We start from the raw sequence: 16,143 nt of genomic DNA on the forward strand, positions 1-16,143 counted from the left end.
GCCGGACGACGCCCGGCGGCGACGTCGCCGCGTAGCGTGGGGCTCATGCGTGCGCTCCTGGATCGTCCGGCGACGCTCCCGATCGCGGGAGCGCTGCTCGGTTTCCTCCACCTCGGACTGAGCGCGGCGGGCCTGATCGCGCCGGAGCACCTCAGCGGCGGCCTGCTGATCGCGCTCGGCCTCGGCCTCGCGGCCTTCCTGCCGGCCCTCGCGCCGTCCCTGGTCGCCGTCGGGGCGGTCACCGGCGGCGGGATCCCGCTCCTCGGCGTGCCGGTGGACGGTGTCCTGGTGGGCCTGCTCGTCCTCTGGTCCACCGCGCGTCGGCTCGGTCCCTGGACGCGGACGCTGACCCTCGTCGGCGCCCTCCTGCTCGCGGGCGTCGCCGGGCTGGTCGCCGCACTGAGCGGGACCGAGCTGCTGCTGCCGCAGGAGGAGAGCGCCGACCAGGTCCTGCTCTTCCGCGCCGTCGCCGCACTGGTCGTCGCCGCCCTCCTCGCCGGCGCGGAGGTCCTGGTCTGGCGCGCCGGGGTGCGGCGGCCGGTCGGTCCCGACGACAGGATCGATGCACTCGTGGTGCGCGTCGCCGGTCCGCAGGACGGCTTCGCCGTCGGAGCGGCCGGCTGGCAGGCGCTCCTCCTGCTGCTGATCTCGACCGTGCCGTTCGCGGCGCCCGACGGCTCGCTCCAGCCGGTCGTCGGCGGAGTGCTGGCGGTCGCGCTGGTCCTGCACCGCCGGGCGCCGGCGCTCTCCCTCACGATCGCCTGGGGCGGGGCACTCCTGCAGATGGGTCTGCAGCTGGCACCGGGACCGGCCGACCTCGCGATCCTCGCGGTGCTCTTCGGCACCGGTGCGTCCGAGCGGCGCCGGGTGCGCGCGGCGGGAGCCGTCTCCGCGGTGCTCGGCGCCATCGTGGCCGTCGTCTACCTGGTCCTGATCTTCGGGCTGATCGCGAGCACCACGTCGCCGATCCTGACCGGGGGAGCGGTGTTCGGCGGGATCCTCGCCACGCTCGGCCTCTCCTGGACGGTCGGCCTGCTCTCCCGCTCGGTGCGGCGAGCGCGCGAGGGGCAGGCCCTCCGCGCCGAGGCCGAGCGCGAGCGCGCGGCGGCGCAACGCGAGCTGGACACGGTCGAGGAGCGCAACCGCATCGCCCGCGACATGCACGACGTCGTCGCGCACTCGCTCGCCGTCGTGATCGCGCAGGCGGACGGCGCCCGCTACCTCGGCGCGTCGAGCCCGGAGCAGACCGACGCCGCCCTGCTCACCATCTCCTCGGTCGCCCGCGACGCGCTCGGCGACGTCCGCGTCCTCCTGGCTCAGCTGCGGCACAGCCAGAGCGACGGACCGCAACCCGAGGCGCGCGACCTGCCGGCGCTGCTCGAGAGCGTCTCCGGAGCCGGGACGCAGCTGCGGTCCGAGCTCGAGGTCGACCTCGAGACCGTGCCGCGCGGCATCGGCCTCGCGCTCTACCGCATCGTGCAGGAGGCGACGACGAACGCGCTCCGGCACGGCCGGCCCGGCTCCCCGCTCGACGTCGCGCTGCGCCGCGAGTCCGGCGAGATCGTCCTCACCGTCCGCAACGCGCGCTGCGCCGATGCCGAGGCCGCCGCTCGTGTGCCCGGGGAGGGGCACGGCCTGGTCGGCATGCGCGAGCGTGCCGCACTCGTCGGCGGCGTCCTCCGCGCCGGCCCCGAGGGCGACGACTTCGTGGTCGACGCGCGCCTGCCCGCCCCCTCTTCCACCGCCCTGCCCGTCGCCTCTGGAGGCCACCCCGCATGACCGACACCATCCGCCTCGTCCTCGTCGACGACCAGGCGCTCTTCCGCGCCGGCATCCGCATGCTGCTCAGCTCCCAGCCGGACCTCGAGGTGATCGGCGAGGCGTCCGACGGCGCGGAGGGCGCGGAGCTCGTCGGCCGGCTGGCCCCGGACGTGGTGCTGATGGACATCCGGATGCCGGGGGTCGACGGCATCGAGTCGACGCGCCGGATCCTCGCCGACGCCGCGGAGAAGGGCGTGGAGCCGCCGCGAATCCTGGTGCTCACCACCTTCGACCTGGACGAGGCGGCCGCCCGCGCGATCCGCGCCGGAGCGAGCGGCTTCCTGCTCAAGGACACCGAGCCGGGCTTCCTGCTCGCCTCCGTCCGCACCGTGCACGCCGGCACCGCGGTCGTCGCCGCCTCCGCGACGCGCGAGCTCTTCGAGCACTTCGGCGCGCCGGGGAGCGGCCGCGAGACTCCCGCCGCGTTCGGCACGCTGACCGACCGGGAGCGCGAGATCTTCCACCTCGCCGCGCGCGGCCTCAGCAACACTGAGATCGCCCGAGCGGAGTTCCTCAGCGAGGCGACGGTCAAGACGCACATCAGCCGCACGCTCGGCAAGCTCGGGCTGCGCGACCGGGTGCAGCTCGTCGTCTACGCCTACGAGAACGGGCTCGTCGCCTGAGGACGACGTCCGCGCCGCAGTGGTGCCTCGTGGGTGCCGACGCGCGGGCGCAGTGCTACCGTGGTCGCGTGCGCATCGGTCTGCTCCTTCTTAGCCGCCGCGACGAGATCTGATCCTCAGGCCCTCCTCGTCGCGGAGTCCGTCGTCGGCTGAATCAGACCCATCGTCACCACAGACCACCCGCGTGGTTCGATCCGCATCCGGATCCCCGCGAGACGAGAGACAGGCGCGTCCGCGCGCCGGGAGAGCACCCTCATGAAGAACACCCAGAAGCCGTCGTCGCTGCCGATCGGCAAGTACAAGCCGTTCCACGAGCAGATCGTCGTCGAGCTGCCCGACCGCACCTGGCCAGCCAAGCGCATCACGACGGCGCCGCGCTGGTGCGCCGTCGACCTCCGCGACGGCAATCAGGCGCTGATCGATCCGATGAGCCCGGAGCGCAAGCGGATCATGTTCGACCTGCTGGTCCGGATGGGCTACAAGGAGATCGAGGTCGGCTTCCCGAGCGCCAGCCAGACCGACTTCGACTTCGTCCGCAGCCTCATCGAGGAGGACGCGATCCCGGAGGACGTCACCATCCAGGTGCTGACCCAGGCCCGCGACCACCTGATCGAGCGCACCTACGAGTCGATCCGCGGCGCCCGCCAGGCGATCGTGCACCTCTACAACTCCACCAGCGTGCTGCAGCGCGAGGTCGTCTTCCGCAAGGACCGCCAGGGCATCATCGACATCGCCCTCGCCGGCGCGCGCAAGTGCCGCGAGATGGAGGCGTCGGTGCCCGGCACCGCCGTCTACTACGAGTACTCGCCCGAGAGCTACACCGGCACCGAGCTCGACTTCGCCCGCGAGATCTGCGATCGCGTGGTCGAGGTCTTCGAGCCGACTCCGGAGCGCAAGGTCATCCTCAACCTGCCCGCCACGGTCGAGATGGCGACGCCGAACGTCTACGCCGACTCGATCGAGTGGATGTGCCGCAACCTGGCCCAGCGCGAGAACATCATCGTCTCCCTGCACCCGCACAACGACCGCGGCACCGCGGTCGCGGCGGCCGAGCTGGGCTACCTGGCCGGCGCCGACCGCATCGAGGGCTGCCTCTTCGGCAATGGCGAGCGCACCGGCAACGTCGACCTGGTCGCGCTGGGCGTGAACCTGTTCACCCAGGGCATCGACCCGCAGATCGAATTCAGCGACATGGACGGCATCAAGCGGACGGCCGAGTACTGCAACCAGCTGGCCGTGCCCGAGCGCAGCCCCTGGGCCGGCGACCTGGTCTTCACCGCGTTCAGCGGCTCGCACCAGGACGCCATCAAGAAGGGGTTCGAGGCGATGGAGGCCGAGGCCGAGCGCACCGGCGTCAGCCGCGACGAGCTGACCTGGGCCGTGCCGTACCTGCCGGTGGACCCGAAGGACCTCGGCCGCTCGTACGAGGCGGTCATCCGCGTCAACTCGCAGTCGGGCAAGGGCGGTGTCGCGTACCTGCTGAAGACCGACCACGCGCTGGACCTGCCGCGCCGCCTGCAGATCGAGTTCTCCGCGGTCGTGCAGGCCAAGACCGACGCCGAGGGCGGCGAGGTCACCAGCGAGCAGATCTGGACGATCTTCCAGGACGAGTACCTGCCCGCGCCCGCGCACCGCGCCGAGGACAAGTGGGGTCGCTTCGAGCTGGCCCGCACGAGCACCTCGAGCGACCTGGGCGGCTCGATCGCCCTCGACGCCGTGCTGCGCGTCGGCGACGAGACGGTCACCGCGAGCGCGACCGGCAACGGCCCGATCAACGCCTTCGAGGCGGTGCTGGCGCAGCACGGCGTCGAGGTCCGCGTCTTCGACTACGTCGAGCACGCTCTCAGCGCCGGTGGCGACGCGCTGGCCGCCTCCTACGTCGAGTGCTCGGTCAACGGCCGCACCCTCTGGGGCGTGGGCGTCGACGCTGACATCTCGACCGCCTCGCTGAAGGCGATCGTCTCGGCCGTCAACCGCGCCCTCCGCGAGGAGGCCCCGGACCGCGAGCTGGCGACGGCCTCGGCCTGACGCTCGCGCTGGGCGGCCGCCGAGGCGGCGCGGCCCGTTCCCTGCCTGCGAGTCGCCCGAGGAGCGGGCACGCCATGCTGGTCGAGTAGCCCGCGGAGCGGGCGTATCGAGACCCCCCGTCCATGCGGTGGTGGGTCTCGATACGCCGCGTGCCGCGGCTACTCGACCAGCATGGGGATGCCGCGTTCCGCGGCTTCCCGATCAGCATGCTGCGCGCCGCTGTGGTCGCCGCCGAGGCGGACCTCCGTCAGGCGCGGCCCTGGAGGATGAGGTTCCAGTAGACCCAGGGGAGCAGGTAGCGGTCGGCGAGGAACGTGAGGCGGCGCTCCTTCGCGAGGCCCTTCCAGAAGGGGATGGTCGGCTTCGGGCGGTAGCGGTCGTCGAACTCGGCGAAGACGACGGTCGAGCGCGAGACGACGAACGGGCAGACCGAGTAGCCGTTGTAGACCTGGGGAAGCGGCTTCCCCTTGCGAGCCGCGACGAGGTTCTTCGCCAGGGTCTTCGTCTGCTGCCGGAGCGCGCCGCCCGACTTCGAGTTGGTGGTGGCCGCGGCGTCGCCGAGCGCCCAGACCTCGGGGTTTCGGGGGTGGCGCAGCGTCAGCGGGTCGACCTCGACGAAGCCGCCCTCTACCACGAGTCCGGTGTCCGCGAGCCAGTCCGGCGCGGACTGCGGCGGTACGGCGTGCAGCACGTCGTAGGAGAGCGTCTCCCGCTGCTCGGTGACGACGTGCCCGCCGTCGTGGTCGACACCCAGCTGCGCGCTCCGGCCGTCCTCGCCGGCGATGACGACCGTCCGCTTCTCGGCGTCCACCTCGACCAGCTCGCGGCTGTAGCGCACGTCGATCCCGTACTCCGCCACCTTCCGCTCGAGCTCCGCGTCGATCAGCGGCATCCCGAACATCGTCGGCGTCGGCACGACGAGCACGACGTGGACGTCCGCGAGCACCCCGATCTCGCGCCAGTAGTCGCAGGCGAGGTACATCGGCTTCTGCGAGGCGCCGGAGCAGGTGCCCGGGCCGCTCGGCTGGGTGAAGACGACCGTGCCGGAGCGGACCCCGCGGAGCACGCTCGACGCCTTCCGCGCGTACTCGAACTCGTAGTTCGAGACACCGACCGGCGACGCCATCGCCTTCGACAGCCCGGGCACCGCCTCCCAGTCCTTCTGTATGCCGGGGCAGACGACGAGGTCGCCGTAGCCGACGTGCCGACCGGAGGCGAGCACGACCGTCTTCGCAGCGGGATCGATCGCCTCGACGCGGTCCTGGATCCAGGTGACTCCCTTCGGCGTCACCGAGCCCTGGGGCCGGGTCGCCTTCGAGGCGGGAGCGGTGCCGCCGGCCACGTGGGAGAACATCGGCTGGTAGAGGTGCGTCTCGCGCGGCTCGATCACCGCGACGTCCTCCACGCCGTAGCGGCGGAGGCGCCCCGCGACCGAGAGTCCCGCGTTCCCCCCGCCGATGATCAGCACGTCGTGTCGGTCGGTCGTGGTGCCCGCAGCGGTCATGCCGCCACCCTAGGTCGGACCTCCGACACGGGCGCGGGCTTCCGCGGGCCGTCCGGACGTGCATCCTCGCCGTCAGCCGCGCTTCCGCCAGCCGAGCCGCGGCACCCTGCTCAGCGCCCGCTGCTCCGGCAGGCTCCAGCCGTAGCGCACCGCCAGCAGCCGGATGACGGCCGTGACCGCCACCGCGATCGGCGCCGCGTAGTCGATCACCATCCCGAACCGCAGCGCGACCACCAGCACGACGGTGCCGGCGGTCGCCGCGATCGCGTAGAGCGAGCCCACGTGCATCAGCGCGATCGGGCGGTTGAGCAGGATGTCGCGGATCACCGAGCCGCCGACGGCCGAGACGGTCCCGACGAACACCGCGGGCACCTCCGGCACGCCGAGCGAGAGCGCCTTCGTCGTGCCGATGGCGCCGAAGAGCCCGATCGTCAGGGCGTCGAGCGCCGTGATCGTGCCGTCGACCCGGTTGAGGACGTGCTGCAGCAGCATGCCGAAGAGAGAGGCCGTCACCGCGACGAGCAGGTAGGCGTTGGTGTGCAGCGCCACCAGCGGGGTCTGCAGCAGCAGATCGCGCAGAACACCGCCGCCGAGTCCCGTCGCCGTGCCGATGATCGTGACGCCGAGCAGGTCGATCCGGCGGTCGCGGAACTCGCCCGCGAACATCGCACCTTGCAGGCAGCCGATCGCGATGGCGAGGAGGTCGGCCCAGGCGGGGATCTCGAAGAGGGAGGCGGCCACCGAGCCATCGTTCCACGGGCGGGAGCGGGCGGGTGCCGGTCCACCGCGGGGTTGTCAGGGGTGGGGAGGATAATCGAGCACATGCCCACCTACCGTGACGAAGCCGTCGTGCTGCGCACCCATAAGCTGGGCGAGGCCGACCGCATCGTGACGCTGCTCTCGCGCAGCCACGGCAAGATCCGCGCGGTCGCGAAGGGCGTGCGCAAGACCGGCTCCAAGTTCGGCTCGCGACTCGAGCCGTTCATGGTCGCCGACCTGCAGCTCTACGAGGGCCGGAGCCTCGACATCGTCACGCAGGCCGAGTCGCTCGGCCCGTACGGCGCGATCATCGCGGCCGACTACGACAGCTACACCGCGGCGAGCGCGATGGTCGAGACGGCCGACCGCCTCACCGACGCCGACGCGTCGCTGCAGCAGTACCTCCTGCTCGTCGGCGCCCTGCGCTCGCTCTCGAAGCACGAGCACGAGCCGGTGCTCACGCTCGATTCCTACCTGCTGCGCGCGCTCTCGATCGCCGGCTGGGCGCCGAGCTTCGAGGACTGCGCCCGCTGCGGCGCCCCCGGCCCGCACGGCGCGGTGGTCGTCCAGCTCGGCGGAGTGGTCTGCGAGGACTGCACGCCCCCCGGCGCCCCGCGCGTCGCCCCCGAGGTGGTCGTCCTCCTCGGCGCCCTGCTCACGGGAGACTGGGAGCACGCCGAGACGACGGAGCCCTCGACCCGCTCCCGAGCGAGCGGCGTGGTCGCCGCCTACACCCAGTGGCACCTCGAGCGCGGACTGAGATCTCTGGAGCACGTCACCCGATGAAGCCGTTCACCCACAGGGACGCCGTCCCGTTCCGCCCCCTCGACTGGACCGGCGTGCATCCGCCGGAGCTGCCGCGCAAGGCGGTGCCCGAGCACGTCGCGATCGTGATGGACGGGAACGGCCGCTGGGCCAACTCCCGCGGGCTGACCCGGGTGGAGGGGCACAAGCGCGGCGAGGCGTCGCTGCTCGACGTGGTCGCGGGAGCGATCCAGATCGGCGTCAAGCACCTCAGCGTCTACGCCTTCTCGACCGAGAACTGGAAGCGCTCGCCCGACGAGGTGCGCTTCCTGATGGGCTTCAACCGCGACGTGCTGCACCGCCGCCGCGACCAGCTGAACGAGTGGGGCGTGCGCGTGCGCTGGGCCGGCCGGAAGCCGCGGCTCTGGGCGTCGGTCATCAACGAGCTGCAGTACGCCGAGAAGCTGACCGAGGGCAACGACGTCCTCACGCTCACCATGTGCGTCAACTACGGCGGCCGCACCGAGATCGCCGACGCGGTGCAGCGGATCGCCGCCGAGGTCGCCGCGGGCCGGCTGAAGCCGTCCGGCATCACCGAGAAGACGATCGGCAAGGCGCTCTACCTGCCCGACATGCCGGACGTCGACCTCTTCGTGCGCTCCTCCGGCGAGCAGCGCACCAGCAACTTCCTGCTCTGGCAGAGCGCCTACGCCGAGATGGTCTTCCTCGACCGGCTCTGGCCGGACTTCACCCGCGAGGACCTCTGGGGCGCGATCGAGCACTACGCCGGCCGCACCCGCCGCTTCGGCGGCGCCGTGGACGTGCCGGGCGCATCCTCCTGACGCACCCGGCACGATCGGCGGCTCAGCCGTCGGTCCCGCACCGGGTCGGGTCGGCCGGAAGGGTGCCCTCGACGAGGAAGGCGTTCGCGATGGCCGTCGCGCACGACGAGTCCCGGTACAGGGCGCCGTGACCGTCCGCGTCCACCTCGACGAGCGTGCTGTTCGTCACCTCGGTCTCGTGCAGCCGCACGGCGTCCGCGTGCGGCGTCGCCGGATCGTGCAGGTTGGAGGCGATGAGGATCCTGTTCCCGCTCGTGTAGGAGAGCGCCGGATCCAGGCGCTCGTACTCGCCCCACCGGTCGCAGTCCCGGACCGGGTCGTCCGCCTGCTCGAGGACGCCGAGCGGTCCCGTGCTCGTCGGACCCTCACCCGCGACCGGAGCGGCACTCGCTCCGGGGACCGCGGGGACGGCGCAGTAGACGGCGTACTCGAGTGCTCGGTCGACAGCCGAGTCGTCGGTGCTCGCGACGACGTCCAGCGCGTCCGCGTCGCCCGCCACCACCCCGCGGAGGACGGCGACCGTCTCTCCCCACGAGGACCGCGGCTCGTACAGGCTGGTCAGCAGGAAGGACGCGAGTTCGCGGCCGCCCACCTCGGCGGGCGCGCCGTCGGGGCCGGTCGCCGTCCGGGGCTCCGCCGTCAGCGACTGCAGGAGGGCTGTGAGCTGCTCGGCCGCCGTCGTCGCATCGCCGGTGAAGGGGCAGGCGCCGATGCCGCCCGATGTGCAGGCGGCGAGGAGGCGCGTGAGGCTCGCCTCGAAGCCCTCGAGATCGCTCGCCCTGTTCAGCGAGGCGGTGTCCGCGACGCCGTCGAGGATCATCCGGCCGACGGTGTCCGGGAAGAGGGTCGCGTAGACGCTGCCGATGTAGGTGCCGTAGGAGGCGCCGTAGTAGTCGAGCTCCGGCTGCTGCAGCGCCTGCCGCAGCAGCTCGTGGTCCATCGCCACGTCCGTGCTGGACGCGTGGACGGCGAAGCGGCTGGTGCTCGAGCACGCCTCCACCGCACCCGCGTCGTCGGCGGTCATCGCCTGGACGTCGCAGGCGAGAGCCGTCTCGGGGCTGACGCCTCGCGGCTCGATGCCGACCACGTCGTACTTCTCGAAGACGGGAGCGGTCTCCGGCACGGTCGCCAGGCCGAGGGCCATGTTCCGCGCCGAGACGCCCGGTCCGCCCGGGTTGACCATGAGCACCTCGTCGTGCGGTCCGCCCACCGAGACCCTGATCAGGTCGAGGTCCACCGACTCGGAGGTGTCGGGGCGGCTCCAGTCGACGGGCGCTGCGATGCTGCCGCAGGTCGCATCCACTCCGTCGAGCCCCGTCACGGCCTCGCTCGGGCAGTCGAACCAGGAGGGCTCCCCGTGCTGGGTGAACCACGAGGTCACCTGCGCCCGGGGCCCGCTCGTCGAGTCGACCACCGTGCCGGCGGTGCCGGCGGTGCAGCCGGACAGCATCAGCGCCAGGAGGCACCCCGCGCCGATCATCGGATTCTTCTTCATCGTGTCCATCCCTCGTGAATCGCTCGTCACCGCTCATGTCGCCGCGATGCGGTCGCCGGCTCGTGACCCGCACTGCGTCGACCCGTCTCGCGATCGGCGGCGGATCCGGACGTCTCCGCGGCCTCGACGAGGCGGCGTCGCGTGCGAGTGGTCAGCGTAGGGAGCGGGGGCCGCAGAGACCGGGCCGGCGTGCAGTGGACGCTGTTCGGAGATGATCGCGGCGCGGTGGGCCTACTCTTCTCCGTCCGCCTGCCCGCGAGACCCCTCGGCTGGTGGGGGGAGTCGGCGTGACGGAGGGGCGGGCCCGATGGCGCCGCTGGCTACCATCGGAGCATGACGATCGGGACCAGCACACTCCGCGTCGGGCTCGTCGGCTACGGACTCGCCGGCCGGATCTTCCACGCACCGTTCCTCGAGGCGCACCCGGACGTCGCGCTGGTCGCGATCTCGACCAGCGATCCGGAGCGGGCGGCGGCGGCCGCCGCCGCGCATCCCGGCGCACGGATCGTCGCCGGCCTCGACGCGGTGCTCGCCGAGGGGCCCGACCTGGTCGTCCTCGCGACGCCGCCCTCCGTGCACCGCGAGCAGGCCGAGCAGGTGCTCACCGCCGGTGTCGCAGTGGTCATCGACAAGCCGTTCGCGCCGAGCACGGCCGACGTCGACGCGATCCTCGCCGCCTCCGAGGCGGGCGGGGCGCCGGTGTTCGTCTTCCAGAATCGCCGCTGGGACGCCGACTTCCTGACGCTGCGCCGGCTCCTGGCGGAGGGAGCGCTCGGCGACGTGATCCGCTTCGAGTCGACCTTCGAGCGCTGGAGCGCCCCGAAGACCGGGCGCTGGCAGACGTCGATCGGCCCGGCGCAGGGCGGCGGCATCCTCTTCGACCTCGGCAGCCACCTCGTCGACCAGGCCCTGGTGCTCTTCGGCCCGGCCGTCGTCACCGCGGCGGAGACCCGCGTCGTGCACGCGGGCGGCGCGAGCGAGGACGACGCCTTCGTCTCGCTGCTCCACGAGTCCGGCGTGCGCTCGCACCTGACGATGAGCCGGGTCGCGCGCGCCTCGGCGCCCCGCTTCCGGGTGCTCGGCACGCGGGCGGCGTTCTCGGTCGACGGCCTGGACCCGCAGGAGGGCGCGCTGCGCGGCGGGGGCGCCACTCCGCTGGACGAGGACTTCGGCGTCGTTCCGCCGGGCGCGGAGGGGATGCTGACCGACGAGCACGGCACGACGGAAGTGCCGAGCGAGCGCGGGAACTACGCCGCCTTCCTCGCGGGAGTCGTCCGCGCCCTGCTCGACGGCGCTCCGTCACCCGTCGACGTGCAGGACGCTCGAGCCGTGGTCGCGCTGATCGAGCAGGCCCACGCCCTCGCCGCACGATGACGCACGACGCGCCCGGTCCTGCCGCGAGGTTGGCGATCCGGGCGTCGAGGGGGATCCTCGGAGGGTGAGCACCGCACCCCCGGCCCCCGCCGACCTCCGAGCGCTCTTCCCCGGCGCCCGCGGGTACCACAACGCCTGCACGCTCGGCCTGCCGCCCCGCGCGACCGCCGAGGCCCTGCGCGCGGACCTCGACGAGTGGTCGGCCGGCGGCGGTACCGCCGCGGGCTACGGAGCGGTCGCCGAGCGCGCCCGAGCCTCCTTCGCGCAGATCGCCGGAGTGCCGGTCGACCGGGTCGCGATCGGATCGCAGACGTCGGCGATGGCCGCCGTGCTCGCCGCGTCGCTGCCGGACGGAGCGCACGTGCTCTGCGTCGACGGCGACTTCTCCTCCATCGTCTTCCCCTTCCTCGCCCAGGCCCACCGCGGCGTCGTGGTGCGCTCGGTGCCTCTGGAGGCGCTCGCCGAGTCGGTCGAGGACGCCGACGACCTCGTCGTCTTCTCGGCCGTGCAGTCCAGCAGCGGAGCGCTCGCCGACCTCGACGCGGTCGTCGAGGCCGCCGCCCGCCACGGCGTGCGCACGGCCTGCGATCTGACCCAGGCCGCGGGCGTGCTGCCGGTGGACGCCTCCCGCTTCGACGCGACCCTCACCCACGCCTACAAGTGGCTCTGCTCGCCGCGCGGCGTGGCCTTCCTCACCGTCTCGCCCGAGTACGCAGCCGAGCTGCTGCCGGTGCAGGCCGGCTGGTACTCGGGAGAGGACGTCTGGTCCTCCTGCTACGGCCCGGCGATGCACCTCGCCGAGAACGCCCGCCGCTTCGACGTCTCGCCCGCCTGGCAGGCGTTCGTCGGGGCGGAGGCGTCGCTCGAGCTGTTCCGCTCGCTCGACCTCGCCGCGGTCTGGGAGCGCGCCTCCGGGCTGGGCGATCAGCTCTGCGAGCGCCTCGACCGCGCGCCGCAGCACCGGGCGATCGTCTCCTGGCCGGACGAGGACGGCGCCGATCTGGCGCGCCTGCAGGCCGCGGGGCTGCGCGTCTCGGGACGCGGCGGGCGCCTCCGGGTCGCCTTCCACCTCTGGAACGACGAGTCCGACGTCGACGAGCTCGTCCGGGTGCTGCGGGAATAGCTCCCCGTCGCCGCGGTTGTCCTCGGAGTGAGCGAAGCGCAGACCCCCATCACCGTCGACATCTGGTCCGACATCGCCTGCCCGTGGTGCTACATCGGCAAGCGCAAGTTCGAGCGCGGGCTGGCGGCGTTCCGCGCCGCGCACCCCGACGCGCCGGAGGTCGCAGTCGAGTACCGCAGCTTCGAGCTGTCGCCGGAGACGCCGGAGGACTACCGCGGCGGCACGGCCGAGTTCCTCGCCCAGCACAAGGGCGTCCCGCTGGAGCAGGCGCAGCAGATGCTCGACTCCGTCACCGCGATCGCGGCGGGGGTCGATCTCGACTACCACTTCGAGTCCGTCGTGCACGTCAAGACCGTCCGGGCGCACCAGGCGCTGCACCACGCGAAGGCGAACGGGCTCCAGCTCGAGCTGAAGGAGCGGCTGCTCCGCGCCTACTTCGTCGAGGGGCGCGATCTCGCGGACTCCGGCGTCCTGGCCGCCCTCTCCGCTGAGGTCGGGCTCGACGCCGACGAGGCACGCCGGGCACTCGACGAGCAGCGCCACCTCGCCGACGTGCAGTCCGACATCGCGCAGGCGCGCGAGTACGGGATCAACGGGGTGCCGTTCTTCGTGCTCGACGGCCGCTTCGGGGTCTCCGGCGCGCAGGAGCCGACGGCGTTCACCGAGGTGCTCGAGCACGTGCTGTCGCAGCGGGCGGTCGTCGCATGAGCGACCGAGTGCCGAGCGGGCCGTTCGAGATGCTCGGCGCCGCGGACGTGCCCGTCTGCGAGGACGGTGTCTGCGCGGTGCCGGCTCCTGGCGCTCCCGCTGTCAGCGAGCAGGCTCCTCGATCGTGATGTCGGCGACCGTCGCGCCGTAGGCGGTGATCAGCGCGTCGGCCTCCACGAAAGCGCTCCGGCCGCTCGTGCCGGCGCCCATCGCGATCCTGCGGCCGACGATCCGCTCGTCCGCGACGACCGGCCAGGCGGTGGTCGAGCCGATCGGCGTGATCGTGCCGCGGCGGTATCCCGTCGCCTCCAGCGCCACCGACTCGTCGGGCAGGCGGAGCTTGTTCACGCCGACCACCGCGCGCAGCAGCGGCCAGGAGATCTGCCGTCCGCCGGGTACCAGCGCGAAGAGGAAGCCGCCGTCGTGGCGTTTCACCACCAGCGACTTGACGATCGAGCCCGGCTCGATGCCCAGCAGCTCGGCCGCCTCGGCCAGGCTGCCGGCCTCCGGGCGGTCGACGATCTCGACGTCGAGTCCGCGCTCGCGCGCATCCGCCTCGAACCGCGCTGGACCGTCCTCCACGGTGCCGTCCTCCACAGTGCCGTTCCCGTCCATCCGTCCCCACCTCTGCGCTCGTTCGCCTTCCCCAACACAGGATCTGGGAGAATCGATACCGATGTCCTCCACTCTCATGGCCGCACCGCCCGCGCGCACCGCGCCGGCGCTCCGGATCGGCCCCCTCGAACTCGACGCCCCCGTCGTCCTCGCGCCCATGGCCGGGATCACCAACACCGCGTTCCGCCGGCTCTGCCGCGAGTTCGGCAACGGTCTCTACGTCAGCGAGATGATCACCTCCCGAGCGCTCGTCGAGCGCACCCCGGAGTCGATGCGCCTCATCCGTCACCACCCGAGCGAGAAGGTCCGCTCGATCCAGCTCTACGGCGTCGACCCGAAGACGGTCGCCGAGGCCGTCACCATGCTCGTGGCGGAGGACCGCGCCGACCACATCGACCTCAACTTCGGCTGTCCCGTCGCCAAGGTCACCCGCAAGGGCGGGGGAGCGGCCCTGCCGTGGAAGCTCCCGCTGTTCCGTCAGATCGTCGAGGGCGCGGTGCGGGCCGCGGGCGACGTCCCGCTGACGGTCAAGATGCGCAAGGGCATCGACTCCGACCACCTCACCTACCTCGAGGCCGGCCGGGCCGCGGAGGGCGCGGGAGTCGCGTCGATCGCGCTGCACGCCCGCACCGCCTCCGAGTTCTACAGCGGCCAGGCCGACTGGTCGGCGATCACGACCCTCAAGCAGGCGATCTCGAGCGTCCCGGTGCTCGGCAACGGCGACATCTGGTCGGCCGAGGACGCGCTGCGGATGATGAGCGAGACCGGCTGCGACGGCGTCGTCGTCGGGCGCGGCTGCCTCGGCCGCCCCTGGCTCTTCGGCGACCTCGCCGCCGCCTTCGCGGGCTCGGACGAGCGCTTCACACCGACCCTCGGCCAGGTCGCCACGGCCTTCCGCCGGCACGCCCAGCTGATCTGCGAGTTCTTCGAGAGCGAGGAGCGCGGCTGCCGCGACATCCGCAAGCACGTCGCCTGGTACTTCAAGGGCTACCCCGTCGGCGGCGACCTGCGCGCCAAGATGGCCTCCGTGGTCACCCTCGCCGAGCTCGACGAGCTGCTCGCCACCCTCGACCCCGACGTGCCCTACCCGGGCGAGGCGGCCGAGGGCCAGCGCGGCCGCGCCGGCTCGCCGAAGACCCCCTCGCTGCCCGACCGCTGGCTCGAGTCCCGCGAGCTGAACGCCGACCAGCGCGACGCCGTCTCGGCCGCCGAGATCCACCACAGCGGTGGATGACCGCGCGCTCTGGGGGTACTCGCTCGTCGACGTCGAGCGGTTCCTGCCGGAGGACCACAGCACCCGCCGCTCCGACTTCGCCCGCGATCGCGCCCGGCTCTTCCACTCCAGCTCGCTCCGCCGCCTCGCCGCGAAGACGCAGGTGCTCAGCCCGACCGCCGGTGTCGACTTCGCCCGCAACCGGCTGACGCACTCGCTCGAGGTCGCCCAGATCGGCCGCGAGCTCGCCACGAGCCTCGATCTCGACCCCGACGTCGTCGACACCGCCTGCCTCGCCCACGACATCGGCCACCCGCCCTTCGGTCACAACGGCGAGCGCGCCCTCAACAGCTGGGCCGAGTCGATCGGCGGCTTCGAGGGCAACGCCCAGACCTTCCGGCTGCTGACCCGGCTCGAGGCGAAGGTGTTCGGCGAGGACGACCGCCCGTACGGCCTGAACCTCACCCGCTCGAGCCTCGACGCCAGCTGCAAGTACCCGTGGCCCGACACCCGCTCCGTCGCCGACCCGTCCGGCCGCGCCAAGTACGGCTTCTACGCCGACGACGAGCCCGCCTTCACCTGGATGCGCGAGGGCGCCCCCGAGGGCGTCCGCTGCATCGAGGCCGAGGTGATGGACCTCTCCGACGACATCGCCTACTCGGTGCACGACTTCGAGGACGCCGTGTTCTCCGGCTACATCGACGTCGCCGCGCTCGGGTCCCGCGTGGACCACGACGACCTCGTCGAGTCGATGCACTCCTGGGTCGGCGGCGAGATCGGGCACGACGAGCTCGTCGCCGCGTTCGACCGCCTCGACTCGCTCGACGTCTGGGTCGACTCCTGGGACGGCTCCCGCCGCGACCAGGCCCGGCTGAAGAACCTCACCAGCCAGCTCATCGGCCGCTTCGCCGCGTCCGCCACCGAGGCCACCCGCGACGCCTACTCCCACCCCGACCTCGTCCGCTTCGGCGGCCACGTCGTCGTCCCTCGCGAGCAGCAGGCCGAGATCGCCGTGCTCAAGGGCATCGTCGCCACCTTCGTGATGTCGCGGAACACCCGCCAGCCGATCTACGCCCAGCAGCGCGAGGTCCTCACCCGCCTCGCCGACACCCTCCTCGAACGCGGTGCCGGCGCCCTCGACGCCGGCTTCGCCGAGGACTGGAACGCCGCCGGCACCGACGACGCCCGCCGCAGGGTCGTCGTCGACCAGGTCGCCAACCTCACCGACCAGAGCGCCCTGAGCTGGTTCGAGAGGCTGTGCCACTGAGCTCGCCGGGCGCAGCCCGGCTCGCTC

General features: G+C 72.7%; 14 protein-coding genes. 10 read left to right on the forward strand and 4 right to left on the reverse strand.

Features of this window, described 5'->3' with window-relative positions:
* Nucleotides 1-45 precede the first annotated feature (45 nt).
* The 3 genes from EDF22_RS05890 to leuA all read left to right on the forward strand — a co-directional run bounded on the left by EDF22_RS05890 (nucleotide 46) and on the right by leuA (nucleotide 4,472).
* A complete protein-coding gene (locus EDF22_RS05890) occupies nucleotides 46-1,779 on the forward strand; it encodes a histidine kinase (RefSeq protein WP_123703104.1) in 1,734 nt (577 codons plus the stop codon).
* Entirely contained in the window at nucleotides 1,776-2,444 is a 669-nt protein-coding gene (locus EDF22_RS05895; protein ID WP_123703106.1) for a response regulator transcription factor, read from the forward strand. The genes EDF22_RS05890 and EDF22_RS05895 overlap by 4 nt, the downstream gene beginning before the upstream one ends.
* A 255-nt stretch (nucleotides 2,445-2,699) precedes the next feature.
* Nucleotides 2,700-4,472, forward strand: a complete 1,773-nt coding sequence (leuA, locus tag EDF22_RS05900; RefSeq protein WP_123703108.1) for a 2-isopropylmalate synthase — start codon at nucleotides 2,700-2,702, stop codon at nucleotides 4,470-4,472.
* Between the two features lie 247 nt (nucleotides 4,473-4,719).
* On the opposite strand, the gene EDF22_RS05905 is transcribed toward leuA, so the two are convergent.
* Both EDF22_RS05905 and EDF22_RS05910 read right to left on the reverse strand, forming a co-directional pair.
* On the reverse strand, nucleotides 4,720-5,976 hold the full coding sequence (locus tag EDF22_RS05905) for an NAD(P)/FAD-dependent oxidoreductase (RefSeq protein ID WP_123703110.1): 1,257 nt from the start codon (nucleotides 5,974-5,976) through the stop codon (nucleotides 4,720-4,722).
* Between the two features lie 72 nt (nucleotides 5,977-6,048).
* The gene (locus tag EDF22_RS05910) at nucleotides 6,049-6,717 is read right to left on the reverse strand and encodes a trimeric intracellular cation channel family protein (RefSeq protein ID WP_260303317.1); all 669 of its coding nucleotides are present in this window, start codon (nucleotides 6,715-6,717) and stop codon (nucleotides 6,049-6,051) included.
* Nucleotides 6,718-6,798: 81 nt separating this feature from the next.
* Here EDF22_RS05910 and recO point away from each other — a divergent pair, with 81 nt between their 5' ends.
* On the forward strand, nucleotides 6,799-7,521 hold the full coding sequence (recO, locus tag EDF22_RS05915; RefSeq protein ID WP_123703112.1) for a DNA repair protein RecO: 723 nt from the start codon (nucleotides 6,799-6,801) through the stop codon (nucleotides 7,519-7,521).
* Nucleotides 7,518-8,321: an isoprenyl transferase gene (locus tag EDF22_RS05920; RefSeq protein WP_123703114.1), complete on the forward strand. Its 804-nt coding sequence runs from the start codon at nucleotides 7,518-7,520 to the stop codon at nucleotides 8,319-8,321. The genes recO and EDF22_RS05920 overlap by 4 nt, the downstream gene beginning before the upstream one ends.
* A gap of 22 nt (nucleotides 8,322-8,343) precedes the next feature.
* Here EDF22_RS05920 and EDF22_RS05925 read toward each other — a convergent pair whose 3' ends face one another.
* The gene (locus tag EDF22_RS05925) at nucleotides 8,344-9,816 is read right to left on the reverse strand and encodes an alpha/beta fold hydrolase (protein ID WP_148059122.1); all 1,473 of its coding nucleotides are present in this window, start codon (nucleotides 9,814-9,816) and stop codon (nucleotides 8,344-8,346) included.
* 333 nt (nucleotides 9,817-10,149) lie between these two features.
* Between EDF22_RS05925 and EDF22_RS05930 the strand changes: the two genes are divergently transcribed.
* The 3 genes from EDF22_RS05930 (at nucleotide 10,150) to EDF22_RS05940 (ending at nucleotide 13,021) form a co-directional block, all read left to right on the forward strand.
* Nucleotides 10,150-11,190 carry a Gfo/Idh/MocA family oxidoreductase gene (locus EDF22_RS05930; protein WP_123703119.1) on the forward strand — a complete coding sequence of 347 codons (1,041 nt, stop codon included), beginning with the start codon at nucleotides 10,150-10,152 and terminating at the stop codon, nucleotides 11,188-11,190.
* A 64-nt stretch (nucleotides 11,191-11,254) separates the two neighbouring features.
* The gene (locus EDF22_RS05935; protein ID WP_123703121.1) at nucleotides 11,255-12,313 is read left to right on the forward strand and encodes an aminotransferase class V-fold PLP-dependent enzyme; all 1,059 of its coding nucleotides are present in this window, start codon (nucleotides 11,255-11,257) and stop codon (nucleotides 12,311-12,313) included.
* A gap of 27 nt (nucleotides 12,314-12,340) precedes the next feature.
* On the forward strand, nucleotides 12,341-13,021 hold the full coding sequence (locus EDF22_RS05940) for a DsbA family protein (protein WP_123703123.1): 681 nt from the start codon (nucleotides 12,341-12,343) through the stop codon (nucleotides 13,019-13,021).
* A 102-nt stretch (nucleotides 13,022-13,123) separates the two neighbouring features.
* Here the strand turns inward: EDF22_RS05940 and EDF22_RS05945 are convergent, their stop codons facing one another.
* Entirely contained in the window at nucleotides 13,124-13,636 is a 513-nt protein-coding gene (locus EDF22_RS05945) for an aminoacyl-tRNA deacylase (RefSeq protein WP_123703124.1), read from the reverse strand.
* 61 nt (nucleotides 13,637-13,697) lie between these two features.
* On the opposite strand from EDF22_RS05945, the gene dusB reads away from it, so the two are divergent.
* Nucleotides 13,698-14,870 carry a tRNA dihydrouridine synthase DusB gene (gene dusB, locus EDF22_RS05950; RefSeq protein ID WP_185020371.1) on the forward strand — a complete coding sequence of 391 codons (1,173 nt, stop codon included), beginning with the start codon at nucleotides 13,698-13,700 and terminating at the stop codon, nucleotides 14,868-14,870.
* Nucleotides 14,863-16,116, forward strand: a complete 1,254-nt coding sequence (locus EDF22_RS05955) for a deoxyguanosinetriphosphate triphosphohydrolase (protein WP_123703128.1) — start codon at nucleotides 14,863-14,865, stop codon at nucleotides 16,114-16,116. Before dusB ends, EDF22_RS05955 begins: the two co-directional genes overlap by 8 nt.
* The last annotated feature ends 27 nt before the right edge of the window (nucleotides 16,117-16,143 follow it).

Source organism: Rathayibacter sp. PhB127 (assembly GCF_003751665.1).
GTDB classification, from domain to species: Bacteria; Actinomycetota; Actinomycetes; order Actinomycetales; family Microbacteriaceae; genus Rathayibacter; species Rathayibacter festucae.